We start from the raw sequence: 24,185 nt of genomic DNA, 5'->3' as shown, positions 1-24,185 counted from the left end.
TTATACCTGGAACCGATTGATGTTTTTGATGATGGACTTTTCAAACAATTGATATGCAAAGTGTTGGATCGCCAAAATGACGGAAGCGCCTTTCCCAACTGGATGACTAAATTTTGGATTCTTTGTTTCGATTAGTTTTACCAATGTATCAATGACTGGAGTTGGTTCAGGAGCATTTCCAAACAAATCTTCGGCGAACTTTTCTAGTTTACTACGATACTGGTTGTAATCATCAATTTTGATTCCTGCCTTCACCGCATTATTGATGATATTGGTTTTAAAGCCCATTGGTTCAACCATTGTAACTTTTATATTAAATTCATTTAATTCAAATCGTAAGGATTTAAAAAATCCTTCCAGTGCATGTTTGGAAGCACCATAATAAGCAGCACTTGGAAAGTTTAGGAGTCCCATGATGGAACCAACAGTAATTATTTTTCCAAACCTCTGTTTTCGAAAATCTGGTAATAACTCTTTTGTAAGTTTAACTGTTCCCCAAAAATTTGTTTCAAATTGTTTTTTTCCTTCTTCAATTGAAGTTTCTTCGACAAGGCCAGAAAGGTAAAATCCAGCATTATTAATCAAAACATCAATTTGTGAAATGTATTTGAACAATTCATTGCGAAAAGCCTTGATTGAACTATCGTCAGCAATATCTAAAGGCAACATTTTAAATGGCACCTTGCTGTGATTTGGGTTGCGACTTGTGCCGATTACATTGTAACCAGATTCGTGGAGTTTGGTTGCAAGAATCAATCCAAATCCCGAAGATGCACCTGTAATTAATATTGTTTGTTTCATACTATGATTTGACTCTTTTTTCTAAATTATACTTGCAATTTGCAAGTGAAAATATTGCTTTTATTTTGCAAGTGAATTTTTTTTAATAAATTTTGGGATTAAAAACGATGGAAAATACCAAAAAAAGGTCAGAATGCCCTCTCAGTTGTTCACTGGACATTTTCGGTGACAAGTGGTCATTACTCATCATGAGAGATATGATGTTCTTTAATAAATCTACATTTGGCGATTTTGCAAAATCACAAGAAGGAATCGCAACAAATATCCTAACCGCAAGACTCCAAAATTTAGAAGAACACAATCTAATCCAAAAATTGGATCATCCAACGAGTAAAGCTAAAGTATTGTACAAACTAACAAACAAAGCGATCGATCTTTTACCCATTATCATTGAAATCCAGTTATGGGCAGACAAGTACATGGAAATCCCTTCAGAAATAAAAGCTCAAATCAAAGAAACAAAGAAAAACAAAGACGAATTCATTATGGCAATGACAAAAAAACTTAAAAAACAAATCGCAAGTTAATGTATCTTAAACGTTTTGTTTATTTTAATTTAATCTTTTGCGCCTAATTCCTCTAGTTTTAAAATGATATTTTTTAAATTTCTTTTTTTGGCAATACTCAATGCAGTATCCCCATTATTGTTCATTTCGTTCAGATTTGCTCCCGCATTTACTAACATAGGAATGATAATTAAATGATTTTCGCTAGGCAATTCCGAATCTGAAGGTGCCATAATCGCAGTATATCCTTTGTAATCCTTAATGTTTGGATTTGCTTTATGTTGTAATAATAATTCTACAGTTTTTATATGTCCATTCGAAGCAGCATGCATTAACGGTGAAATATTACCATAATCCGTTATATTCGGATCTGCTCCATTTTTAAGTAATTTCTTAATTTTGGGGAGAAAATGAATCGAAAGAGAGATTTTTTTAGAATCTATAATAACAAGAATCACATTTGGACCAATGTTTTCTGATCCAAATGTGATTTTAAGTAGGAAAAGGTTTTACTTCAATCGTTCAATGATTGTCGCAATTCCCATACCACCACCAATACAAAGGGTGATGAGTCCGTAACGAAGGTCTCTTCTTTCCAACTCGTCAAGTACAGTTCCAGTCAAAATTGCACCAGTTGCTCCGAGTGGGTGTCCAAGCGCAATCGCTCCACCGTTCACATTGATTTTGGATTCATCGATTCCGAGTGTTTTCTTTACGTATAACACTACAGATGCGAATGCTTCGTTGATTTCCCATAGGTCAATGTCTTTTACGCTAAGTCCAGCTTGTTTTAATGCTTTTTGAGAAGCAGACACTGGACCAGTTAACATGATTGTTGGGTCTTCACCAGTTGCAACAGTCGCAAGGATTTTAGCACGAGGTTTTAAACCGTATTTTTTTAATCCATCATCATTTGTTACTAAAATCGCAGCAGCACCATCCACGATACCAGATGAGTTACCAAGTGTATGGATGTGATTGATTTTTTTGATTTCTGGATAAGAACGAAGTGCAATTGCATCGAGTTCTTTTTCACCAATTGTTTTGAAAACAGGGCCAAGTCCAGAAAGGAATGCATAATCAGATTCCAATCGTGGGTTCTCTTCTTCTGTTACAACTGTTCCATCATCCAATGTAATTGGGATCACAGATTTTTTGAAGTAACCATTTTGGATTGCTGCATGAGCTTTTTGTTGTGAAGACTCTGCAAAACGATCTGCTTCTTCACGAGAAATATCATACTTCGTAGCAATTAAGTCAGCAGAAATCCCTTGTGGAACAAGGTTGTAGTGAGCAGCAATTTTATCGTTACCAACATTGAAGTCACGACCAAGCATATCATCACCCATTTTCACTCGGCTCATGGATTCAACTCCACCACCAACGCCAATTTCCATTGCTCCAGAAGCAACATGGTTCGCTACGTTGTTAAGAGCTTGTAATCCAGAACCGCAGAAACGGTTTACTGTATAACCAGGAACATCTTTTGGCCAATGAGCAGCCATGACCGCATAACGTGCGATACATGCAGCTTGGTCAGCAACTTGGGATACACAACCCATTACAACTTCTTCTACCGTTTTTGGATCGATTCCTGTTCGGGTTTGGATGGCTTTTAATGTGGCAGCAGCTAATTCTTGTGGATGGACGGATGCAAGTGTCCCACGTTTTTTGCCCTTTCCTCTCGGAGTTCGGACAGCATCAATAATATAGGAATTCCCCATGGGTTTACCTCTCTCTGGGTGTTCTAGGAAAAACGTACAGAGTTCGCCTCACAAGAAAAGTAAAAAAATCATCATTTCGTCATAGTTTTTGTGAATTTGTGACGGTAGTACTTCATTTTCGCTTGGAATTGGCAAGAATACCCCGAAATCATCGCATCAAACCTGTCGGCCTTGCTTTCTGTCCGTTCTTCAGCGATCCGGATGTACCGAAAATTGGGCTCGATTGCCTCTGCAAATTCCCGTTTATTCCAGTCCACATACCGCCAGGCACTGAAACTATGGTTCACTCCTACCTTCTCATCGATGGTTCCAATGAGTTGGAACTTGGACTCACAGGGTGTACGGAAAAAAATGTAACGATTAAAAAAATACAAAATCGTTCGGTGGGGATTGGCATCCAAAACAGAGTGAAAGTGTTCCTTCATTTCCTCAACGGTATAAAACAAATCGGGCCCAGAATTGGTACTCCGAAAGATCACTGGGGAAAACTCATTGGGTGTGTATAGTTTTGTTAAAATGCGGATGTAAGACGGATCATCCAAACGATAGGGAATTTCATTAAAGGCAAAAGGAAAGGGATCACGTTCGGTGAGGTGGATTTCAATGTAACGAGTGTGATCGTATTCAGGGTCATTGATATCGGTTGCGACAATCTTTTTGATGTGTTTAGCTAAAAACTGATCCTCATATAAATCTCGAACAGTAACAGCACCCTCTTCATACAAGATAGCACTTCCAAAATCGATAAAACTTGCACCGTCTAACCACCGTCCAATGGATCCATACTTGAGGTGTAAAATACGATTCCGAAACATGGATCGTAAAATTAAATTATGATCATACAAACGTTTACGACCTGACCGTTGTTCTACGACCGTATTTTTTGTTTTTTTAACTTTGTAATAATGGATATGATTGGCAAGGCCAAAACGCAACTTTTCAAATGCATGGTTTTCTAAAACACGTTTTTCATCATCTTCGTTCTCAATGATGGTGGTTTCAGCATCTAAAGGAGATATAAATCCTATGCCCATTCCGAAGTAACATATGAAAAAAAACAAATAGATCCAAAATTTACAAACGAAAGGAAACGTAAAGCGATGAGAAACAATGGTGTTAGTACGGAAATGAAGAATCAATCGTACATACAAACTGCCTAAAGATACTTTGAGTGAGGAGACTTTTGTTAACACAAATACTGGAATGGAATGATTAGAGTCGAAACCCGGATGTCATTATTCCATACAATTCCGGGTTTTTGTTTCGTAGATAGAGCGAAATCTTAGTTCCTTTGGCCGAGAATAGGACCACCTGTTTTTTCCATCATTCTTTCTTTGGTTAAAAACAAATCTTCTCGGTTATCGGCCGCCATCTCACCCGTTCCATCCAAATAAATGGCTCCCTTGGGACAAGCCTCTTCGCATAACCCACAGAAGATGCAACGAAGCAAATTGATTTCAAATTTTTTGGCGTATTTGTCTTCTGGGTGAAGGTGTTGGCGTTCTGCTGGTACTTCCGAAGCTTCGATGTGAATGGCATTGGCAGGGCAAATCCACATACAACAGAAACAAGCCGTACATCTTTCCCTACCCTGTTCATCTCGTTTCATCGAGTGCATTCCGCGAAACCTTGTGGAATACTGACGTTTTTTATCAGGGTATTCAATCGTGACTTGTTTATTAAACAAAGCCACTTTCACAAAATGTTTGAGTGTGATCCAAAGGCCTTTGCCAATGGACCAAAAGTAAAACTTTTCATACCAAGAAAACTGGTGTTTTTTGGCTACGTTGACGACATTAACGGTTCCCAACGGATGCCTCCATTTTTTTAGCCATCGTATTCAAAATTTGTTCTACAACACCGGCAGAAGTTAACAAACCTTGGATGGGATTCATTGACTTTTCAAAGTTTTGTTTGAGGCCGTTTTTGTTGGTAAAACTTCCCTCTCGTTCGCAGAAAATTTGTATGGGAGCCGACAAACTTGCGTTCTTTGCAGCTTCCGTCAAATTGGTATCAAAACAAATCACTTTGTTTGGATCAATTCCTTCTGGAATGGATTCTTTGATGAGGATCACTAAGTCCACCGACCCTTGTTTGACTGCTGAAACAATCCCTGTAATTCCAGAAGGAGTAGTGAGACCTAAGTCAATTGCTCCTTTTGTATTCGGGTGGTTGTCTTTTGTGAGTAAAAAGTCCACCTGTTCGGTTTCTTTATGTTGTGCATCCGTCACACGAGTTTCCCATTGGATGGATTTCCCACCTAATGCTTGTGAAAGGGAACTTAGATTTTGTTTCAGAGTTTCCAAAGTTTCGTTGGATTCGTGAGCACCACCGAGAACAACAATGGATTTTGCTTCTTTCAAACGATCGATGATTTTCGAAATCACAACTTGTGATGTGGAATTTTTTCCATTTTCCAAATAACTGAACAAACGGTTTTCGTTCATCCAATCCAAATCAAATCGACCTTTGTCACAGAGAAAAAACATTCCTTGTTCAAAATTTTCTCGTACCATGTAACGATACATTTTATTGTCTCGTACATTTGTTGTTACATTACAACCTGTGGAACAACCATGGCATACGGATTTGTGTGATTTGTACCACCAAACACGTGATTTAAAAAGTGTCTTGTTATTGAGAAGGGCTCCCACAGGACAAATGTCTGCAAGTGCACCTTGGTAGTTGTGATCGATTGGTTCCGATTTTGCAAGACCAATGATGGAATGGTTCCCTCGTTCAAAGAGTCCAAGGTTGGATTCTCCCACTTTTTCTTCTTCAAAACGCACACATCGATAACATACGATACATCGATTATGATTGATGATGAGGTTGGTTCCAATTTCTTCTTGAGGGATATTTCGTTTTTCAAATTCAAAACGGGAATGGCCAGATCCGGAACCAAATGCATTGTCTTGCAAACGGCATTCTCCTGCTTTATCACAAACAGGACAATCTAACGGATGATTGGCGAGAAGGAATTCCATGGTACCTGCACGTGCTTCTTTCACACGATCGGATTTGGTAATGATACCCATTCCCTCTTTTACAGGAGTATTACATGCAGCTTGTAACCGAGGTACACCTTCAATTTCAATGAGACACATACGGCACATACCGACAATGCTCAAAGCTGGGTGGTAACAGAAGTAGGGAATTTCCACTCCTACTTCTTTTGTTGCATCAATGAGGTTTTTCTTTTCGTCGACTTCGTATTCGACTCCGTCTATCTTTATCTTAACCAAAGAACAGACCCCCTAGGTTTGATTAGACTTAGGTCTTTTGATTTTGTCAAACCTTCATTTGGAAATTATATTTACCTCGGAAAGATATGCGAATGGTTGTAAGTCCACAACGTGATTACTAAAAAATTCGGAATCTACAAATAGGGAACTGGCTCTGATATTGGTCTGTTTTAGAATTTTGGCGATCAAATCATCTAAAATCTGTAAGGCCTTCACTTCATAAAAAAAAGCGTTATCGAGATTGATTCTCAAATTGGTGAAACTACCCCTTCCTGCCAAGGTAAGCATAAACCGATCATAGATTTCTTCTGTGGATTTTTTACCAGGACAACCTTTGATGTCCAATTGCATCTGTGAAATGGAGAGTTCCGTCACATTGATTTGTAATGGAAATTCTTTTTTATCGATGATGTTTTCGGGTTTGAGTTGTAAGACAAATGCGATTTTTTCGAGGAGGGCTTGGTTCGCGATGGGTTTTAACAAATAAGCTGTGACGTGGCTTAATGCTGCTCGTTTCACTTGGTCCTTTTCTCCAACGGCTGTTAACATGATGACGGGAGTCATTTTTAACATGTCCTTTCCTTTTTCGAGAAAACTAATCCCATCCAAATAAGGCATATTCACATCGCTGATAATCAAATCATAACTATTGTTTCGAATTTTTGTAAGACCTGACATTCCATCTACAACATGAGTCACATCAAAGTTATATCTCTCTAAAGTATGTAATAAAAGTTTGGCACTACTCTCGTCATCTTCTAAGAGTAAAATTTTATAAACTTTGGGACGATTCATTCGATTATATTTCCTCTATTGGTTTGGAATGGCGTTTAAATTCGCATACTTCATAAACCATTTTGGTTGCAAAGCTCTCTGGTATAAGTAAGCATCAACTAATACTAAGTTTACGACAGCTTCTACTATCGGAACTGCCCTTGGTAATACACATGGATCATGACGACCTTTTGCTTTCAGAATGGTCTCTTTGTTTTGATCGTTGACTGTTTTTTGTTCTTTCTTAATAGTAGAAGTCGGTTTAAAGGCAGCGCGTATCACAAGATCCATTCCATTGGAAATTCCACCTTGGATTCCACCAGACCTGTTGGTTCTAGTTTTGACTTTGCCTGTTCCTTCTTCGATATAAAACTCATCATTGTGTGTACTGCCTGTTTGGCGAGTACCAGAGAATCCGGATCCTACCTCAAATCCTTTACAAGCAGAAATAGATAAAATGGCTTTTGCCAAATCAGCATCTAACTTATCATATACGGGATCACCAAGTCCTGGTGGTAAATTACGTACTACAACTTTAACAACTCCGCCAACCGAATCTCCTTCATCACGGAGTTTACGTATCAGAGTTTCCATTTCATCATTGGTAGAAGGTTTTGGACAACGTGTTGGAAATTGGTCAACGATGTCCCTTGAGATTGGGTATTCATTTTCTGAAATTTGGGAATCAATGGGACCAATCGAATCCACAAACCCAACGGTTGAGATGCCCAATTCGTTTTCTAAAATCACTCGGGCAAGACCTGCAGCTGCAACTCTACCAATGGTTTCGCGAACAGAGGAACGACCACCACCTACATGGGCCCTATGGCCATATTTTTCAGAATACGTATAATCAGCGTGAGACGGGCGAAACACATGTGCCATCTCATCATAATCACTGCCAATGGTATTTTGGTTATTCACCTTCATGAGTATGGGGCTTCCCGTGGTTTTGCCTTCAAACACTCCTGACTCAACAACCATTCTATCTTTTTCATCTCTCGGAGTTGTCAGATCATTTTGACCTGGTCTACGACGTGTTAGATCTTTTTGGATTTCTTCTTCTGGAAATGGGAGACCAGCTGGCACTCCATCCACAACAACTCCTACGGATGTTCCGTGAGATTCTCCATAGGTAGATACTCGGAAAATTTTTCCCCAACTTGATGGCATATACGGACAATGAAAATGGAGATTGCATTCTCTCCAATAAAGTTTTTCATGAACTTGGAATGCATTTACTCTTTGATGGACCCAAATATAAGGCTATCACCCTTAGCATTGGGGTACATGTGTTCATTCTTTTGTCTTATTTGGCAATGGAATACCGAAGTGACATAGATTCTTCTCACATCAAACTCAAGGAAGGCGGAAATTTTTCCTCTTTCCAACTTCATTTTTCAACTGGATTGGGAGAAAGTAAGGAATCAATTTCGCCAAACCAATCTCAAAATGATGGAACCAAAACCGTAGAAGACGAAATCTCTGAATTCCAAAATTGTCTCAGTTACCCCAGTTTGGCATTGGAACAAAAACTAGAAGATCATTGTGTGTACCGTCTTTCCGTGAAAGAAGACGGTAGTTTGGAAAAAATTGCAGTGGTCACAGCATGTAGGTATGCGGTTTTTGATCAACAGGTGCGTCGCCAACTTTCCGATTGGAAGTTCCAATACACCAAAGGCAAAGAATTTGTTTTACCCATTAGGTTCCGTTTAGATGTCAGAGACTAATCCACAATCTGAAGAAAGTGCTTGGTATATAGTTTATACCAAACCACGTGCAGAAAAAAAACTCAGTGAACTTCTGAACAAATACAAAATCGAAAACTACTTACCAATACGGAAAGAACGGAAAAAATGGACAGATCGATTCAAATGGATCCAAGTTCCAATATTGCCTTCCTATATTTTTGTAAGGATTGTCTTTTGGAGAGATAAAAATAAGGTCTTACAATTACCAGGATCAGTCCAGTTTGTATTTCATAAAGGGCAACCAGCTATTGTGGAACAAAATGATTTAGATGTTTTGGAACAAGGCCTTAAGGATTATGCGGAATCTTTGAAAATGAACAGAGAACTATTATTTCAAAAAGGCAAAATGGTGAAAGTGATCGATGGTTCTTTTGCTGGTAAAACCATGGAAATTCTAAAAGTAAAAAACAAAACTCTTGTTGTTTTGAGAATTCCTGGTGTAGAAACCGTTTTCTCTTATGAGATCAATATGGATCACTTAGCTTGGGAGGAATTACTTGTATGACAAATAAAGATACTTTGACTATCGTAAAACAAGCGCTTGACGATGAAATTTCATCTCTCGTTCACTTCCGTGAACAATTAGACCCTTCAGTAAAAGACTGTATCGATTTGATTCTAAAATCAAAAGGCAAAGTAATTGTTACGGGTGTTGGTAAGTCTGGTGATATTGCCAAAAAAATATCACATACTCTTTCTTCCACAGGAACTTCAGCATATTTTTTACATCCAACAGATGCATCACATGGAGATTCTGGAATTGTTGGCCCCGACGATGTGGTACTTGCCATTGGAAAAAGTGGTGAATCAGAAGAACTAAACTATATCCTTCCTACCCTTCGCAAAATCGGCGCAAAAATTGTAGGCATCACTGCTAACGCCAAATCTAAATTAGCAGAATTATCGGATGTTGTCATTATCACCCCAGTTTTAAAAGAAGCATGTCCATTAGATCTTGCTCCCACTTCTAGCACAACCATTGCCCTTGTACTAGGAGATGCAATTGCAGTTGCTCTAATGGAATTAAAGGAATTTAAAGCGGATGATTTTGCATTGTACCATCCTGCTGGTAGGTTAGGAAAACGATTATCATTATACTTAACTGATGTAATGCGAAAGGGAGAAAGAAACGCTTCTATTTCCATCAATGCAAACCTAGAAACTATTTTAAAAGAAATTACAGAAAAAGGAATTGGTGCGACTGGAGTTGTGGATTCAAATTCAAAACTTGTAGGACTGATTACCGATTATGACATTCGCAAATATCTCACAAAACATACCTTATCTCCTGATGTAACCGCAAAAGAAATGATGAACCCAAATCCAAATAGTTTTCGACCAGATGAAAAGGCATATGATGTTCTGATCAAAATGGAAGGACGCGAAAGGCCAATTTCTGTTGCTCCAGTTGTGGATGAAAATGGAGTTTTTGTTGGGATGATTTCTCTCCACGATCTATTACAAAAAGGATTATAATCTTTATGCCAGATTCTTATAAAATCATAGCCTCTGTCGGTGAGGATGAATTGCGCCACCTCCAAAAAAAAGACGTAAAAGATGTAGATGTGATCGAAGTTCGATTGGATTTATTCTCTAGAAATTACATCCAAAAAGAAATGAAAAAGAAAATCAAAGCTCTTGGTTTGCCAGTGCTTTTTACCTATAGAAGAGCTGAAGATAGTAGTGTTCGATCCTATGTGAAATTATTCCCAGAAGATGTGGAAGGCATCATTAAAGATTTTAATGACAATGCTAATTATCTGGATATCGAGCTAAATAGAGAAGATACAATTTTTCGAAATTATGAGACCTTAAACTATCGAATCATTTATTCTTATCATTCTTTTAAGAAATCAATTTTGGCAAATGAAATGAATCAATTCATTGCAAAATCAAAATCAGTCAAAAAAAAGAATCCAATTTATAAATTTGCTATCACACCCGAAAACATTGAAGAAACTGCTGACTTTTTAAATGATATCAAACTTTTATCAAAAACTCAAACAATGATAGGAATTTGTATGGGTGAACTTGGAATTATATCTAGAGTATTTGGAGATAAGTTTAATTCTTCCTTCACCTATATGACATTAGGTGAACCAAAGGCACCGGGTCAAATTTCAGTGGATACTTTTAAAAAACTACGTGCGGATCTTTTCAAAAGCCCACAATCAGCAAAGGAATCAAAGGAAGAATAATGATTCTTCCTGTTTGTTATTGATTTGATCCAGGAGTGGAAAGATTCGTTCCTGGTACCTTTCCACCCTTAGTATTCAAAAACTCGCGAAAGGAATTATCCTTCCAAACTTCTTTGAAATCTTTTTCTAAACTTGAAGATGTCCAATATTCAGGTTTTAAATCGGCTGCCAATTGAAACTGTTCTTTGGTTTTGGTGATGTCATTTTTTTTCGCAAAACAACGCGCCAAGAGATAGTGTGCAGCAGAAGAACCATTTGTTTTTTGCAGATAAGGAATTGCTAAATCAACTTTCCCACTGTAAAAATAATTCCTACCTCGATAAAAAATATATTCTCTTCCAGTGGAAATTGTTTGGTCTTTTTCCAATACGCTAAAATAACTTTCAGCTATATCAAAAGCATTGTTTTCCGTATATTTTCTCGCTAATTTTAAAAACCCAACTTGAAACTTTTCAGGAGTTTGAGATAAATCTGGAAATTTCATTTTAATGAATTCAGAATATTTTGCGAAACTAGTTTCAAATTTTTTAGTTTTGTTGCCCGCTTCGAACATACAGACAAATCGAAACATGTGGGATTCAATTTGATTAGGATTATAAGAAAGTGCTTTATCGGAAGATTGGATACATTTTTCCCATTCAGATTTTTGTTCGTATAACCTTGCGAGTGCAAGAAGTGGAGTATCTTTTTGAACTTGTCTGAATGCTTCTTGAAAGGATAATTCAGCTTTTTCAATTTCTGCTAATTTCTGATAAGCAATCCCTTCATTTAGAAATACATAATATAGAAATACGTTTGTATCTTTTGAAAAAGGATTTTTTTTGGCTTTTTCAAAGGAATCAATGGCAGATTTAGGATCATCTAATCTTAACTTAATGATACCCATTTTGTAATGGTATCTCGAACGTGTTGGATTTTTTTCGATTAATATGTTTAAATTCGATTCTGCTTTATCGTATTTTTTTTCTTCAAATAATGCTAAAACATAATCCCAACGAACATCTTCTAAATGAGGTTGGTTTGCTAAAATTTGTTCGTAAGATTCACTAGGTTTAGTAGTATCTTTATCCTCAATACTTTCGTCCGTTTTTTTAACTTGGTCTTTTTTATTTTCAATATTTTTGGGCTCTTGGTGTTTTGGTTCAATTTTTGTATGTTGCGTGTAAGTATGCGTTGATGAAGAAGGATTTCCTTTGTTTCCTACAGCACGGTTATATATTTTTTGAACTTCTTCATTTTTAGGATCATACTTTAGGTAACGTGATGCATACGTTGCTGATAAATTCCAATCTTGGTGGTAATTAAAAAACAAAGCTAATTTTAAAAGGACCGTTTTTCTTTGGTCTTTGTCCAAATCCAAATCAGCAGCTCTTCGAAAATTTTGAATGGATTTCGGATAATCTTTTTTGTATTCATAGATATATCCTAAATACATGTAAGCTTCACCGTCTTGCGGGTGTGAGTCGGCATGTTTGGTAAATTTTTTAATGGCTTCGCCATATGCTTTTTTTGAAAAAGCCTTTTTACCTTCTTTCATAGCATCGCTGTCGATTGCGAAGACTGTAGTTTGAAAGATGACAAAACTGAGAACTAAGGAAAGATATTTCCGCACGGATTCCAAACTAGTTGGAACCCATGGGAATGAAAGGGATTTTTGGAAAAAAGTTAGATCTTCGTTCTTTCTTCTTTTTGTGACGCTAAGTTACGCGAAGCTCTGAGAACGATACTCATCGTCGTTATTTGTGGGTTCACCGAAAGTCCTGTAGGGTAAACTGAGGCATCCATGACAAATATGTTTTTATGACCATAAATTTCCAAATTTAAATCAACTGCTCCCTTCTCTGGGTCGTTTGCAGACTGAATGGATCCATGCGGGTGCGCAGATCCAACTGTCAAATCACCTGGTTTTGTGCTCTCTTTTAGAATCCAATCAAAGTTATCGTTTCCTGTTACTTTGTAGGGTTCTGTAAAACGTGTGAAAGGAAAAATTAACTCTTTTGCTCCAGCAGCCACTGTCACTTCCGCTAATGCTTTTAATCCTTTTAACATATTCAAACCATCAGTGGGAGTGAGTTCAAAGTACACCTTTCTTCTTCCTAAACTGTACTTCACACTTGCATTGGCTTCCCCATCTGCACCATCACGAACTAAAACAATACCAGCATTATAATTGGTATAATCTTTCATGACATCAAACTGTTGTTTGCCGTAAAAAGGAACTAAGGAGGAAGCAAGCGTTGGTCTATATGGTGCCGCTTCTAACCAGTAACCATATCCAGTTCCATTTTGGTTATGACCATCCTTTATCACAATGGATTGTGGTGGGCCTTGGAACATTTTGATTTCGGAATCAAACTTACCAAAAATTGTGGATGTTGGGTGAACTTTTAAATTCCTTCCTACCCATCCATTACCAATCCCACTCCTTTGCAAAAGGGCTGGGCCTTCAATCGCTCCAGCACTCACAATGACAACAGGAGCTTTGATTTCCATGGTTTCTATGATTTCATTTGGTGCTTTTTCATATGCATCAGGCGTAAATTCAGCAACTACCGTTTTGATTTTTCCATCCCGAATTTTAACAGCACGCATATTGGAAACAACAGTTGCTCCCGCTTCTATCGCATCTGGGATCCAAGTGAGAAACGTAGATTGTTTTGCATTGATTGGGCAACCAAGTCCACACCTACCAAGTCCAATACAGCCACGATTATTATTTCTTAAAACTTGCGGTGTTAATCCAATTTTTTTACCACCAACACGTAATACATTATTATTCGCATTGATCAAGTTATCTGGTACTTCGTGGACACCTAATCTTTCATGTACTTCTGAAACATAAGGATCCATTTCTTCTCTCGAATAACCTTGCCACCCAAATCGTTCGTTCCATTCATTGGTAACATAATCGGGAGGGTAAAGAGAAGTTTGCCAGTTTACTGTTGTTGAACCACCGATAGACTTACCTTGTAAAATCGATAACGTCTGTTCTTCGGTTACAATAAATCCAGCATCTCGGTAGAGTCTTGCTTGTGACAAAAATTCGTCAGAACTAAATTGTGCGGGAGTGAAGTAACTACCTTCTTCAATCAGGACTACCTTCCATCCATTTTTTGAAAGTTCTCTTGCTGCAACTGCTCCGCCAGCTCCAGATCCGATGATGACAACATCCGCAGTTAGTTCCCATTTTCCATTTTGGATTTGGTGGGTTTTGATTGTTTCTGCGTGTTTTTTTGGAGTGATGATTTTTTCGTTATGAACTGAGATTCCCATGTATCGTCCGCCTTATTGGATGTAACCGACAAATTTTTGGTATTCTTTGTCAGAACTGAGAAGGAAAAATGAAATTTGTCTTAGGATGGCGTAAACACCACGTTTGATTCCAAGTGAAGAATGTTTCCATTCCAATAATCGTTTGATACGTTCTTCAGGTGGTAGTTTGACAATCGGTGTAAAAGAAAAATCAAGTGCCATTGCTGCTAAAATAGAAGATGGAACACTAGCTAACAGCTGTATAACGCTTTCTGTTTCGATTGGATATGGATGTCCGTATACATAATTATCTAACGCAAGTCCTAAATCAAAATTGGGAATGGGGTTGTCTTGTAAGAAGACTTCTTGTAAACTGCGAAAACTGTGGTATTGTTCTGGTGAAATTCCCCTAAGGGTGGGAGTGTTCACTCCTGGACCACAATTCACACCCTGTATGGAAACAGCGGTTAAGGCAAAACATTTGAGAGAAAATTTTAAGAAACGATTTCGTGAAAGTAGGAATGGTGTATGTGGCTCCAAATCTCATTTCCTTCGGTTAGATTTGAACCCATTGTGTCAGAATCTTGTAAAAATATCACTCATTTTCCTTATTTCGACAGGATGTAGTCGTTTTTTTGTAAGAACACCAAACTTCACATCCATCCAAATTCCTAATTTAATTCCTTTCTCAGACGCAGAAGGAATCAAAAAAGACAACTGGCAAAAATTAGCAAAACCAAGAGACCAAAACTTAATTTCTGCAATCATCTTACACAATTCAGGCAAACGAAAGTTCTCCGATTTCTTTCGCTTATCTGTAGAGAATCAATTTTTATTCCATTTGTACATCGATTCCAATGGCACCATCTATGGAGACCCTTTGTTTTTAACCAGGGAATGGACTGCCTCGCCAGGGATCGATACTGAATCCATCCATATCGTTTATGAAGGAACCCAGGAAACTCTCTATAACCAACACAAACAAAGGGAAGTGTTACAAAAAACCATCCAATACTTGGCAGACTCATTGTACATTCCCAAATCGAATTTCGACATTATCTCCAAAAAAGGAATTTTCACTCATAACCAAGCCAAACGTAGGTTTGGTGGATTCGTGGATTTTTCTCCCTGTGGAAGTGAGTTAGCACTCAATCAAATCCTCAAAGAAATTGGTGGAACCTTCTATGAAGAAGATGATTGGAAAGATCGTTTTGTCACGGGTTGGGTTTTAAAAAAAGAAAACAAAGATCTTTTAAAGGAATCATTCCATCCAACCAATGGACGAGGGATCACTAAAGCGGAAAAAATCATCTTTACCCAATTAGAAAAAACGGACAAAGGTTTCACACCTGAAGATTACCGAGTGAAGTATACATTTCGAGGGAAAATCAAACCAAGTTGTGTCGTCTTACATTATACTGCGATACCAGATTACTTTCGATCTCTTCGAACCTTGGAAGCAAGAAACCTCACAGCTTCCATCATGGTTGATACCAATGGAAAAGCTTACCAACTTGTAGATGTAATTGAAGACCGAGCGGCGGCGGCCACTGGGACAAATGACAATTGTATCCAAATTGAAATTGTTGCCAAAGACACAGAAGAATTACTCAAACAACCAGAACAAATCCAAAAAGTAAAAGACCTTGTTTTAGAACTCACGTCCAAATACAAAATTCCCTTATCCAATGAAAAGTTGGAAGATCTAAGTGGAGTTTTTAGCCATACCCAAGCCAAAAAAAAATGGGGTGGTTCTATCTTCCTCAATGCAAAAGACTTTGATCCAGGGGAAGAATATATGGAACTCATTTTAAATTCGATTGGTGGAAAATACTTTCCAGAACCAGAATGGAAAAATCGAAGTGCCATGGACTGGGCCATTTTATACCGTAATTTTCAACCATAATAAGGAAAATCCGATGAAACAAATATTCAGCATTTTTACTCTTGGAAGTTTACTATTCTTACTTCATTGTAAGTTCAATCAACCAAACTACCACCTTACGTTACAAGAAGCTGAATACCGATACGAAACCATTGAAAATATAAAATACAGTTTAGAAATTAATCTCTCACCTAAAGATAGTTTTACGGGAAAGGTAAACATTCAGTTTGTGGTCAAAAAAATCAGAGACCTACGATTAGATTATTTCCAAGGAGAAATCAAATCCATGGTTCTGAATGGTGAGGCTCTTAGTGATTTTGAATATAAAAAAGGACAAATCCAACTTCCTTCGAATCGATTGATGATTGGCAACAATACACTTTCTGTTTCCTTTGAAACACCATTTGCCAAAACAGGAAATGGGCTCCACAAATTCCTAGACCCAGATGATAAAGAAACGTATATCTACTCACAATTTGAAGCATTTCATGCAAACAAAATGTTTCCTTGTTTTGACCAACCAGACCTAAAAGCTACCTTCCAACTCCAAGTAACAGCTCCTAAAAATTGGAAAGTGATCTCCACTACTCTTCCCACATCACAATCCAAAACAGAAAATCCGGAAGAAGTTTTACACCAATTTCCTGAATCGAAAAAAATATCCACTTATGTGTTTTCCTTACACGCAGGTCCATTCCAATTTTGGGAAGACAAGTTTGAATCCATTCCCCTTCGCCTTTTTGTTCGTAAATCACTCGCAAAATACGTAGAACCAAAAGATTGGTTTACATTTACAAAAGAAGGATTTGCTTTTTTTAATTCATACTTCGGAATTCCTTATCCATTTGAAAAATACGACCAAGTCATTGTACCTGAATTTAATTTTGGAGCAATGGAAAATGTAGCGGCCGTTACATTTTCGGAAAGATTTGTCTCACGTTCACAGATGACACGTTCCCAAAGAGAAAATTTATCAGATGTGATTTTACATGAAATGGCACATATGTGGTTTGGGGATTTGGTCACAATGAAGTGGTGGAATGGACTCTGGTTAAACGAAAGTTTTGCAACTTATATGGCAAGTTTAGCCCAAGCTAAAAATTCAGAATTCCAAGAAACATGGATTAGTTTTTTCGAAAAAATGAAACAATGGGCCTATGAAGAAGATGGTTATAGCACAAACCATCCTGTAGAAGCAAAAGTAAATGATACTGAAGAAGCATTTACTCAGTTTGATGGTATTACATACGGAAAAGGTGCTTCCGTAATCAAACAATTAGTATTTTTTATAGGCGAAGAAAGTTTTCAAAAAGGAGTTCAAAACTATTTGAGAAAGTACTCCTATTCCAATTCAACCTTACTCGATTTTTTAAAAGAACTCGAATTTGTCAGTGGGTTCTCCATGAAAAAATGGTCCAAAGATTGGTTAGAAACAAAAGGTACAAATCAAATTGAACTCACTACCGTTTGTGCCGATCATCATCTATATGGAAAAATTGTCCAAGCAGCTCCTGGCCCTGAGAACAAACTACGTGATCACAAAACTATTTTAGGTCTCTATTTTTTTGATAAGACCAACAAACAAGTATCCTATGAACAGTTCCCAGTAGTTTATTCCGGTAGATCGAGTGAAGCCATTCTAGAAGTAAAATTTTGCCCTGATTATGTATTGTTTAATGCCGAGGATCATGATTTTGTCATTTGGAAATGGACAGATGTTAATAAACAAAATTTAGAATTTGTATTGGAGTTTGACAAAGGCCCAATGCGAAAACTGATCTTATGGACAGACTACTTTAGACAAGTATCACTTGCCAACATTACCTTTGATGAATTTAAAGACAGTGCCATTCGTTTGTACCAAATCGAAACGGATACAAAAATCAAACGTTGGATTTTATCTAAGTTAGCGAGTGATAATGGTTATACATACCTAACTAGCCGATTTTGGTTTCCTGAATCCAAACGTAACGCTGATTTAGATTCCTTACAAAATTTTATTCTTGAGGAATTAAAAAAAGTAAAAGCGGGAAGTGATGAACAAAGGTATTTATTTCTCTCACTCATCGATTCAACTTACACAGAAGGGAGTCAAAAAAGATTGTATGATATTTTGGAGAATAAACTCAGTTTTTCAGGTCTAAAACTCGATCAAGATTTACGTTGGAATATGATTATCAAACTTAGCTCTCTCGAAAAAGATCGAAACAAAATTCAATCTATCATTGATCGAGAAAAAAAATTAGATCCTTCCAGTCGAGGAGTCAACTCAAGTTTAGCAGCAGAAGCATCGGAACCAAATCCAGAAGTAAAACAAAAATGGATCCAAGTCTTATTAAATCCAAAGACAAGTAACCATTCATCTTCTACACTCAGAGTGGTTTCCTATTCCTTATTTCCTGAATACCAAAAGAACATCCAACTTCAATTTTTAGACCAATACTTTGATGCTTTGGACAAGTTCCAACATACTGATGATGAAAACTATTTGGATGCATTTGCAAAAAGTTTAGCACCCGATTTTTGTACGGATGAAACTTTATTAATCTTAAAAAAATTCACAAACAATCACCCAAAATTACCTGCTCCAGTGAAAAAGACCTTACTAAAACAAATCGATTCAGAAAAGAAGTGTATTCAAATGAAATACAAACATAAAGAATTGATGACTCAATAAAGGATCAAACATTGGTTCAAAAAAAATTATTATTGAGTTTACTATTATTGGTAATTTTTCATCTGATATTTGTTAGTTGTGCTTCACCAGGATTTGGTCCAAGAGGATTTATTTTTACAAAAACAAAAATCGGTGTTTATGGTACAGGAGAACCTTCCAAAAGACGAGTCACTTCCTGTGTCCATTCCATAATTGGTTTATTTTCATTTGGGAATGCATCATTTGAATTTCTAAAATCTAGGTCCAAAATCCAAACGGTCACTGAAACCAATTGGACAACTCTTGTTGTTCTTGGTGTATATGCCAACCTATGTGTTGAAATCTCTGGAAACGAATGAAAGTGAAATTACAAAGCATACAATTTTATTTTGTCTTTTTGATCCTCTTAGGAAACCTTAGCTCTTGTGCTAATTTAGGCCAACCACAAGGTTTAGGCCCAACAGGGCTTTTATATGCTTCCTATACACTTGCTGTTTCGGAAAGACCTCTCCCCAAACAGACATTAAAACAAGGAAAGGCATGCCTAAAACGGATTGGATTCTTTTATGTGACGGGCGATGGTAGCATTTTATCAGCAGCACAAGAGGGAGGAATCCAAGAAGTGTTTCGAATCGAAAAAGAGGCAACGAATTACCTCTCTCTCTATTCTACTTTATGTACGGTTGTTTGGGGGATTTAGTTCTTTTTACGAACCACTTTATCTAACATATCTGGATAATCAGATATAATTCCATCAACACCACAAGTTACCAAACGATTCATTTCTTTTTCTGTATTCACTGTCCATGGAATGACCATCATCCCTTTGTCATGAGATGTTTTGACAAATTTTGGTGTTACATATAAAAAATATGGTGAGATGATATCTGCTTGTTTCTCTTTTGCTAAACCAAGAATTGTCTCTCTATATCCATTCCCAAGTCCAATGGTCATTAAAAAACCTTGGAAATAAGTAGGTACGAACAATGCACTTGTTTTGATTTTTGAATTCTTTTGTTTCGACACAGAAAGTGTTCTCATATCAAATGATTGGATTGTCGACCGATCTACCACTTTATATTTTTCAATGATTTGAATGAGTTTTTCAGTATGTTCTTTGACTAAACTATCAGGTGCGGATCCATCATCTGGAAATTTGGTTTCGATATTGAATTCATATACTTCTTTCGATTTTTTTTCATGTTTCAAAACTAATTCAAAAAATTCTTCAAGTGATAAAAGTTTTGTTCCAGGTATAGGAATTTGTTTTGGAAAATTGGGATTTTGTTTTGAACCGCAATCTAATGCTTGTAATTCGGCAAGTGTCAAATCATAAAGTGATTTTTTTTGGATTTGAGATCCATCAACATTTTGGCAAATGATTGGATTGGTATCAGAATCATGATGAATGACTACTCGTTTATCTTTTGTTAAAACGGTATCCAATTCTAAGGTAACCATTTTATATTTGATGGCTTCTTCAAACGCTGGCCACGTATTTTCTGGTTTTAATCCGCGTGCACCACGGTGTCCCTGTAAGTCGATGTCTTTACGCAAACGATTGGGTGTTTCAACTGTAGCACAATTCACAACCAACAAACTAAAAAAACTCACTGCTAAGTAGAGTTTACTAAATGAGAGAATCAATTTCATCAAAGGTTACCTGCTTTTGCAAAATTCCATTGATTCGTTTTATTGCATCAAGTAAGAAAAAAGTTTCGATTTTACAAAAAAAATGAAATGATCCGTTGATGGAAGAAAGGTATGAATTGTTTCTTTTTGTCTTCTTTTGCCAGTCTCAAAAAGGAAAAGAATGGAAAAAACGAGCACACCACCTACGGTAACATCGGTGGTGGCTCCAGAAAGGAAATTTAGCGTAATTTCAGCGTAACGCAAATTTTCCAATCTAAGTCAACCTTATCCATGCGAATCTTATGCATCCAAACCGTTCTAAACGTTTTTGGAGCCTTTTCAGAACGTAAATAACGGTTTTTTACAATTTTTTTTGGGAACTCATGGAAAAAGTAAATCATTTCAGAAATTATAGAGAGAGAAGAAATCTCACACGCATTCAATTATCAGAAAAATTGAATATTCCACGATCAGCGATTGAGTTATTAGAATCAGAAGAATGGGTCCGTTCTAAATTTGATTATGTCGTTTTGGTCTCTAAAGAACTCGGCCTTTCACTGATTGATCTCATTCGGAATGAATTTGATTACGATTTAGAAAGAGAATTTTTTAATGAGGAAGAATTTGAAGAAATTGTAGCTCGTTATGCCAATGCGAGAGTCACTTTGATACTTTCAGAACTCAAACTTTTCTGTCGAAATGCCAAAGTGCGTTTGGATGATTTTGATGTGACAGAACTATCCTTTTCAATGGGAAGTTTGCACAAACTCATCACACTCAATCAGAAATTGGAGCGTGGTGAAATTAGCACAAAGGATGCACTTGTTGAATTCCCGCCAAAGTGGGGGAAGTTTAGCAACCGTAGTAACTAGAGAAAAATTTGTAACGAAACCTGTGGACTAAACCACAAGTTCGTCCTCTCCCGCACGAGCCACAACGATCTCGCCCGCTTCTTCCAGTTTACGGATGATGTTTACAATTTTTTGCTGAGCGTCTTCCACGTCTTTCAATCGGACTGGACCCATAAAGTCCATATCCTCACGGAGTAAGTTGGCAGCACGTTTGGACATGTTTTTAAAGATTTTATCTTGTACTTCGGAATCTACGGACTTGAGTGCTTTCGCCAAATCTGTGTTATCGACTTCGCGCATTACCTTTTGGATCGCACGGTCGTCGAGTAAAACGATATCTTCGAATACGAACATCCGCTTTTTGATTTCTTCAGCAAGTTCGGGATCTTCTTCTTCCAAGGCTTCGATGATGGTCTTTTCTGTTCCGCGGTCTACTAAGTTCAAAATTTCCACCACAGAATCAATACCCCCAGCAGAGGTATAATCTTCAGATGCAAGTGTGGAGAGTTTACGCTCTAACACCCGTTCTACCTCGCGGAGTACGTCTGGTGACACACGGTCCATCGTTGCAATTCGTTTGGCAACTTCCGCTTGGATTTGGTGCGGAAGGTTTGATAAGATATTGGATGCTTTTTGCGGATCCAAATAGGATAAAATAAGGGCGATGGTCTGAGGGTGTTCCCCCTGGATAAAGTTGAGTAGGTGGGCCGGGTCAGTCCTTCGAATGAAGTCAAACGGCCGTACTTGCAGAGACGAAGTGAGCCGGTTGATGATATCGATGGCTTTCTGATTACCGAGAGCTTTTTCGAGGAGACCCCGAGCAAAGTCAATACCACCATTGGTGATAAACTCTTGTGCCATCATGAGTTCATTGAACTCAACGAGCACCTTCTCTTTATCTTCTGGAGTGATTTTGTCTAAACGGGCGATTTCAAACGTAATTTGTTCGATCTCGTCTTCCCGTAAGTGTTTGAAGATTTCGGATGCCACTTCGTTTCCAACGGCAACCAAAAAGATGGCGGCCTTTTGTCTTCCTGTAAGCGATGGCTTCTTATTGATCATACTTCTTCCCGAAATCCGTACTACTTAATGTATCGGCGGACTCAGAAAAAAACAATGAGATTTATTCTTGAGAGAAATTTCCCCTTTTCTCACAATTCTTGTTTCCCGATGAAACTTAGAATTTTTTATGTTGACCAGTCTATTATTTTCTTAATGGATGGGTTTGTGGGCAAAAAAGGAAGTGTAACCAAACAAAGGATCATTGAGGTCATGGCTGGACTATTGGAAGAAAATGGGTATGAAGCCACTGGCCTAAGTGAATTAGGAAAGGAAGCAGAAACTCCAAAAGGTTCACTGTACTTTCACTTTCCTGGTGGGAAGGATGAACTGACAAGTCTTGCCATCTTACACTCAGGAGAACAATTAAATGAATTTTTTAATTTAGTACTCTCAAAAAGTGAAAGTCCAACTCATGCCATCAAACAAGTGTTCTCTGCTTTGGAAGATCGGATTGTTTCAAGCCAATACAGAAAAGGATGCCCCATTGCCACGACAGCAATGGAAGCCGCGAATCAATCGATCCCTGTGGCAAATGCTTGTAAAGAAGTGTATGCTTTATGGTCCAAAACATTTGAATCTTACTTAATTCAAAATGGATACAACCCCCGAGTCGCAAAAACACTTTCTGTTTCCATCCTGTCGTTATGGGAAGGAGCCCTTCTCTTATCCAAACTCCAAAAGTCTCCCGAACCCCTTCGCATGGCACAAAAAACAGCAGATCTTTTGCTCAAAACTTAAAATGAAAAACTCTATCATCTAGAATTCAAAATCAATGTTACAAACAAATCATAGGAAATGAAACAAATGAAACCTCTATCAAAACCAAAGTCCATCTCGATACTTACCATCATTGTCTTGGTATGTTTTACATTGTATTTTTTAGGATATCCGAATGAAACCATCCAAATGGATTTTACTTCCAATCCAAGCACAAACCAAATTCCAAAACCGAAGGGTAAATCCAGTTTGGTATTTTCCATCTTAAAAACGGGAGAAGCAAAAACTCTAGAAGGGTTTGTGATTGAAGGTGGCTCAATTTTGAATATGGTCACTGTTTCCCATTCTAGTTTTTACATACAACACCCGAAGGGAAATTTTCTTTTTGATACTGGCCTTGGAACCAATATCGAAGAACAGTTCACGGTATTTCCTTTTTACTTAAAACTATTAATGGAATACAAACTGAATGAAACGACAAAATCTCAATTACAATCCAATAATGTTGATATCAATTCGATTGAAGATGTATTTTTTTCGCACCTGCATTGGGACCATGCGAGTGGGCTAAAGGATTTTCCAAACGCAAACATTCATAGTGTAAAAGAAGAATTAAACAATCCAAAGATTGAACTAGGTTACATTCCTTCCCAATTTGATGGTGAATCTGTCAAATGGAAATATCTAACTTTTGCAAATACACCATATGCTTCTTATGCGAAAAGTATCGATTGGTTTGGAGATGGAACAGTTGTTTTTGTTCCTATGAAAGGTCATAGTGAGGGTTCGGTTGGTTTATTTTTACATACAGAGAATGGAGAAACATACTTTTTAACAGGTGATATTGTATGGCGAAAGGAAGGTTTTGTGAATCTCAAACATAAACCACGTGGTGCAAGATGGATTGTAGATTTTGATACAAAAGAGTTAGGAGAAGAAATCGCTCGAGTTCACAAACTCTTAATTGATAACCCTGGACTCAAAGTCATCCCTGCCCATGACTATGATACACAACAACCACTTGGGTTTTATCCAAAAGTAATTGGTGGAACCAAACTTTTGACGTTGGAATGAGCAAAAAAATAAGAAATTACCAATCCATTGGGGATCCAAAATCGATGGAAGAAACCG

25 protein-coding genes are annotated in these 24,185 nt (G+C 37.4%); 12 read left to right on the top strand and 13 right to left on the bottom strand.

Annotated elements, in window-relative coordinates:
* Positions 1-801: an SDR family NAD(P)-dependent oxidoreductase gene (locus CH354_RS05555; RefSeq protein WP_100725664.1), complete on the bottom strand. Its 801-nt coding sequence runs from the start codon at positions 799-801 to the stop codon at positions 1-3.
* Between the two features lie 107 nt (positions 802-908).
* Here CH354_RS05555 and CH354_RS05550 point away from each other — a divergent pair, with 107 nt between their 5' ends.
* Positions 909-1,328: a winged helix-turn-helix transcriptional regulator gene (locus tag CH354_RS05550; RefSeq protein WP_100725663.1), complete on the top strand. Its 420-nt coding sequence runs from the start codon at positions 909-911 to the stop codon at positions 1,326-1,328.
* 29 nt (positions 1,329-1,357) lie between these two features.
* On the opposite strand, the gene CH354_RS05545 is transcribed toward CH354_RS05550, so the two are convergent.
* The 7 genes from CH354_RS05545 to aroC form a co-directional block, all read right to left on the bottom strand.
* Positions 1,358-1,765 (bottom strand): ankyrin repeat domain-containing protein, encoded by a 408-nt coding sequence (locus tag CH354_RS05545; RefSeq protein ID WP_165780305.1) that lies wholly within the window; start codon positions 1,763-1,765, stop codon positions 1,358-1,360.
* A 51-nt stretch (positions 1,766-1,816) separates the two neighbouring features.
* Entirely contained in the window at positions 1,817-3,031 is a 1,215-nt protein-coding gene (locus CH354_RS05540; protein ID WP_100720297.1) for an acetyl-CoA C-acetyltransferase, read from the bottom strand.
* 71 nt (positions 3,032-3,102) lie between these two features.
* Positions 3,103-4,065 carry a hypothetical protein gene (locus tag CH354_RS05535; protein WP_100725661.1) on the bottom strand — a complete coding sequence of 321 codons (963 nt, stop codon included), beginning with the start codon at positions 4,063-4,065 and terminating at the stop codon, positions 3,103-3,105.
* A 248-nt stretch (positions 4,066-4,313) separates the two neighbouring features.
* A complete protein-coding gene (locus CH354_RS05530; protein ID WP_100725660.1) occupies positions 4,314-4,841 on the bottom strand; it encodes a NuoI/complex I 23 kDa subunit family protein in 528 nt (175 codons plus the stop codon).
* Positions 4,828-6,276 carry an NADH-quinone oxidoreductase subunit G gene (locus CH354_RS05525; protein ID WP_100725659.1) on the bottom strand — a complete coding sequence of 483 codons (1,449 nt, stop codon included), beginning with the start codon at positions 6,274-6,276 and terminating at the stop codon, positions 4,828-4,830. The genes CH354_RS05530 and CH354_RS05525 overlap by 14 nt, the downstream gene beginning before the upstream one ends.
* 54 nt (positions 6,277-6,330) lie before the next feature.
* A complete protein-coding gene (locus CH354_RS05520) occupies positions 6,331-7,071 on the bottom strand; it encodes a response regulator (RefSeq protein WP_100720301.1) in 741 nt (246 codons plus the stop codon).
* A 15-nt stretch (positions 7,072-7,086) separates the two neighbouring features.
* On the bottom strand, positions 7,087-8,223 hold the full coding sequence (gene aroC, locus CH354_RS05515; RefSeq protein WP_100725658.1) for a chorismate synthase: 1,137 nt from the start codon (positions 8,221-8,223) through the stop codon (positions 7,087-7,089).
* Here aroC and CH354_RS05510 point away from each other — a divergent pair.
* Genes CH354_RS05510 through CH354_RS05495 form a run of 4 tightly spaced genes read left to right on the top strand, consistent with a single transcriptional unit; the run spans position 8,217 to position 10,999 of the window.
* Positions 8,217-8,780 carry an LIC_10042 family TonB-like protein gene (locus CH354_RS05510; RefSeq protein ID WP_100725957.1) on the top strand — a complete coding sequence of 188 codons (564 nt, stop codon included), beginning with the start codon at positions 8,217-8,219 and terminating at the stop codon, positions 8,778-8,780. The genes aroC and CH354_RS05510 overlap by 7 nt on opposite strands.
* Positions 8,767-9,306: a UpxY family transcription antiterminator gene (locus tag CH354_RS05505; protein ID WP_100721512.1), complete on the top strand. Its 540-nt coding sequence runs from the start codon at positions 8,767-8,769 to the stop codon at positions 9,304-9,306. The genes CH354_RS05510 and CH354_RS05505 overlap by 14 nt, the downstream gene beginning before the upstream one ends.
* Positions 9,303-10,277 carry a KpsF/GutQ family sugar-phosphate isomerase gene (locus tag CH354_RS05500; RefSeq protein WP_100725657.1) on the top strand — a complete coding sequence of 325 codons (975 nt, stop codon included), beginning with the start codon at positions 9,303-9,305 and terminating at the stop codon, positions 10,275-10,277. Before CH354_RS05505 ends, CH354_RS05500 begins: the two co-directional genes overlap by 4 nt.
* Positions 10,278-10,282: 5 nt before the next feature.
* Entirely contained in the window at positions 10,283-10,999 is a 717-nt protein-coding gene (locus CH354_RS05495; RefSeq protein WP_100725656.1) for a type I 3-dehydroquinate dehydratase, read from the top strand.
* Between the two features lie 16 nt (positions 11,000-11,015).
* Here the strand turns inward: CH354_RS05495 and CH354_RS05490 are convergent, their stop codons facing one another.
* From CH354_RS05490 to CH354_RS05480, 3 genes are read right to left on the bottom strand one after another with little or no spacing between them, the layout of a single operon-like run.
* Positions 11,016-12,620: a tetratricopeptide repeat protein gene (locus tag CH354_RS05490; protein WP_100725655.1), complete on the bottom strand. Its 1,605-nt coding sequence runs from the start codon at positions 12,618-12,620 to the stop codon at positions 11,016-11,018.
* 44 nt (positions 12,621-12,664) lie between these two features.
* A complete protein-coding gene (locus CH354_RS05485) occupies positions 12,665-14,272 on the bottom strand; it encodes a GMC family oxidoreductase N-terminal domain-containing protein (RefSeq protein WP_100716068.1) in 1,608 nt (535 codons plus the stop codon).
* 12 nt (positions 14,273-14,284) lie between these two features.
* Positions 14,285-14,791, bottom strand: coding sequence for a hypothetical protein (locus tag CH354_RS05480; protein WP_174705058.1), 507 nt, complete (start codon positions 14,789-14,791; stop codon positions 14,285-14,287).
* Here CH354_RS05480 and CH354_RS05475 point away from each other — a divergent pair.
* From CH354_RS05475 to CH354_RS05460, 4 genes are read left to right on the top strand one after another with little or no spacing between them, the layout of a single operon-like run.
* The gene (locus CH354_RS05475; protein ID WP_100725956.1) at positions 14,733-16,157 is read left to right on the top strand and encodes a peptidoglycan recognition protein family protein; all 1,425 of its coding nucleotides are present in this window, start codon (positions 14,733-14,735) and stop codon (positions 16,155-16,157) included. The two genes, CH354_RS05480 and CH354_RS05475, sit on opposite strands and share 59 nt — an antisense overlap.
* A 13-nt stretch (positions 16,158-16,170) precedes the next feature.
* On the top strand, positions 16,171-18,813 hold the full coding sequence (gene pepN / locus CH354_RS05470) for an aminopeptidase N (protein ID WP_100725654.1): 2,643 nt from the start codon (positions 16,171-16,173) through the stop codon (positions 18,811-18,813).
* Between the two features lie 11 nt (positions 18,814-18,824).
* Positions 18,825-19,151: a TRL-like family protein gene (locus tag CH354_RS05465; protein WP_243395973.1), complete on the top strand. Its 327-nt coding sequence runs from the start codon at positions 18,825-18,827 to the stop codon at positions 19,149-19,151.
* Positions 19,148-19,492: a TRL domain-containing protein gene (locus tag CH354_RS05460; RefSeq protein WP_100725653.1), complete on the top strand. Its 345-nt coding sequence runs from the start codon at positions 19,148-19,150 to the stop codon at positions 19,490-19,492. The genes CH354_RS05465 and CH354_RS05460 overlap by 4 nt, the downstream gene beginning before the upstream one ends.
* On the opposite strand, the gene CH354_RS05455 is transcribed toward CH354_RS05460, so the two are convergent.
* Positions 19,489-20,445, bottom strand: coding sequence for a glycerophosphodiester phosphodiesterase (locus CH354_RS05455; RefSeq protein WP_165780304.1), 957 nt, complete (start codon positions 20,443-20,445; stop codon positions 19,489-19,491). The two genes, CH354_RS05460 and CH354_RS05455, sit on opposite strands and share 4 nt — an antisense overlap.
* A gap of 362 nt (positions 20,446-20,807) precedes the next feature.
* On the opposite strand from CH354_RS05455, the gene CH354_RS05445 reads away from it, so the two are divergent.
* A complete protein-coding gene (locus CH354_RS05445; RefSeq protein WP_100716073.1) occupies positions 20,808-21,296 on the top strand; it encodes a helix-turn-helix domain-containing protein in 489 nt (162 codons plus the stop codon).
* Between the two features lie 27 nt (positions 21,297-21,323).
* On the opposite strand, the gene fliG is transcribed toward CH354_RS05445, so the two are convergent.
* Complete coding sequence (fliG, locus tag CH354_RS05440) at positions 21,324-22,337, bottom strand: flagellar motor switch protein FliG (RefSeq protein ID WP_004785217.1); 1,014 nt, start codon at positions 22,335-22,337, stop codon at positions 21,324-21,326.
* A gap of 108 nt (positions 22,338-22,445) precedes the next feature.
* Here fliG and CH354_RS05435 point away from each other — a divergent pair, with 108 nt between their 5' ends.
* Both CH354_RS05435 and CH354_RS05430 read left to right on the top strand, forming a co-directional pair.
* A complete protein-coding gene (locus CH354_RS05435; protein WP_243395972.1) occupies positions 22,446-23,075 on the top strand; it encodes a TetR/AcrR family transcriptional regulator in 630 nt (209 codons plus the stop codon).
* Positions 23,076-23,141: 66 nt separating this feature from the next.
* Entirely contained in the window at positions 23,142-24,128 is a 987-nt protein-coding gene (locus tag CH354_RS05430; RefSeq protein ID WP_100725650.1) for an MBL fold metallo-hydrolase, read from the top strand.
* Positions 24,129-24,185 lie beyond the last annotated feature (57 nt).

This window comes from Leptospira levettii (assembly GCF_002812085.1).
In the GTDB taxonomy this organism is placed as follows: Bacteria; Spirochaetota; Leptospiria; order Leptospirales; family Leptospiraceae; genus Leptospira_A; species Leptospira_A levettii.
The sequence above is the reverse complement of the archived record's forward strand: the minus strand, read 5'-3'. Positions and strand labels throughout refer to the sequence as shown.